Raw genomic sequence first — 1,661 nt, forward strand, 5'->3', positions numbered from 1 at the left:
TATAATAACTAATGCACTATAACTTTATATGGTGAAGTACTTAAAAACTACCAATCAAGTACAAGTTGGTGATTCTTAATAATGAGATCAGGCTTAGTAGATTTAAGCAACGCTTGCTTCATTTCTGACTCGTCAAGTTTATAAACAGGTTGAGTCGATAGCACTTGACCGATGATGGAGACAAAAGGTGTAACCACTGGTTTAGTTAGCATATTATTGAATCTTTCTGGTTTAATATTCAGTGATTCAATATTTAAGCTGCGTAAGTAAATCGCACCTTCATCAGGATTATAATAAGGAATAGCACTAAAGTTAGCATTCAAAACAATATCTTGTGGTGCTTGACCGGCTAACTCTAACTTTGCTGTTGCAGTAGCGTCAACGTTTACACGATTATCAGCGACACGACCGATACCTACTTTGACTTTATCTAAACGACCAGTGGCGTAGGCGATACCTTGAATCCCAACGGAACGTTCAACATTTGTTTCTTTATTGATGTAGTTTTGCATTTCACTTTCAGTGACACCGTAACTACTACAGCCTGCAAAAATAAATGCACAGCTTGCGATGATCAGAGCTCTAAAACGCATATAAATCCTTAATAGCAAGTGAATAATGATTCTATTACTTATAGCTCATGATAAACAAAAGAAGCACGTAAACCTACGTGCTTCTTGAAACAAATGAAAAACTTAACCGTTAGCAAACAAAACTGATAAGTCGTAATTATCTCTAGTTAGTGAATTTTTAAGCTTTGATAGTGAGGTGACTTGCAATTGACGAATACGTTCACGTGTTAAGCCAACTTCTTCAGCTACTTCTTGCAGAGTTTGTGCTTCGTAGCCCAACAAGCCAAAGCGGCGACAGATAATTTCTTTATCGCGTTTATTCAAGCAATTGAGCACATTAGTAGTGATTTTTTCAATGGCTAAATCATCAACATGTTGATCTGGCTTGGCTATAGTTTCATCAGCAATCAATGCGGCCATTGATTGTGCATTGGTTTCTCCATTCACTGTTTGATCGTAAGAGATAATAGGGGTGTCATACGAAAGGGTTGTCGATACATCATCCAGCGATTTATTTAAAACATCAGCAACTTGTTCAGCACTTGGTTCTTGATTATTTTTCTTAACCAACTGTTTGTGTGCTCTAACAATAGTATTAATTTCTTTTGAAACATGCACAGGTAGACGAATGGTTCTGCCTTGGTTATGGATAGCACGCTCAATCGTTTGTTTTATCCACCACGTAGCATAAGTTGAGAATCGAAAGCCTTTCTCAGGATCGAATTTTTCGACTGCAGTAATAAGTCCAATATTACCCTCATCAATTAAATCGCTAATATGTATCGTGCTGCCGCGATATTTTTTAGCAATGCTAACAACTAGTCTTAAATTACTTTCAATTAACACTTTTTTGCTATTTTTATCACCAGCTAAACTTTTTCGGCTATAAAGAATTTCATCCTCTTTGCTTAGTAGATCTTTCTCCGCTATATCCTTTAGGTATAAATGAACAATATCTCCACCCTGTGAAAGCTGATCTTCTTTCTTGTAAACATCCATATAACGTCCTCGGTATGCCTTTTACGATTACTTTTTTATAAATTTCCATAAGCAACGGAGGTCACATTACCATAAAGGAATATCATATAC

The 1,661-nt window shown here is 36.2% G+C and carries 2 protein-coding genes; both read right to left on the reverse strand.

What is annotated here, in order from left to right; translation table 11 throughout:
• Positions 1–47: 47 nt before the first annotated feature.
• On the reverse strand, positions 48–593 hold the full coding sequence (locus tag E5A76_RS12630; protein ID WP_107165775.1) for a DUF1439 domain-containing protein: 546 nt from the start codon (positions 591–593) through the stop codon (positions 48–50).
• Between the two features lie 102 nt (positions 594–695).
• A complete protein-coding gene (rpoS, locus tag E5A76_RS12635) occupies positions 696–1,571 on the reverse strand; it encodes an RNA polymerase sigma factor RpoS (protein WP_161119142.1) in 876 nt (291 codons plus the stop codon).
• Positions 1,572–1,661 lie beyond the last annotated feature (90 nt).

Origin of the sequence: Photobacterium lucens, from assembly GCF_009873615.1 — a bacterium.
GTDB lineage: Bacteria > Pseudomonadota > Gammaproteobacteria > Enterobacterales > Vibrionaceae > Photobacterium > Photobacterium lucens.

Excerpts from the sequence above, each read along its gene's own strand:
- E5A76_RS12630 (WP_107165775.1), bottom strand. The coding sequence starts at position 593 with ATGCGTTTTAGAGCTCTGATCATCGCAAGCTGTGCATTTATTTTTGCA.
- rpoS (WP_161119142.1), bottom strand. The coding sequence starts at position 1,571 with ATGGATGTTTACAAGAAAGAAGATCAGCTTTCACAGGGTGGAGATATT.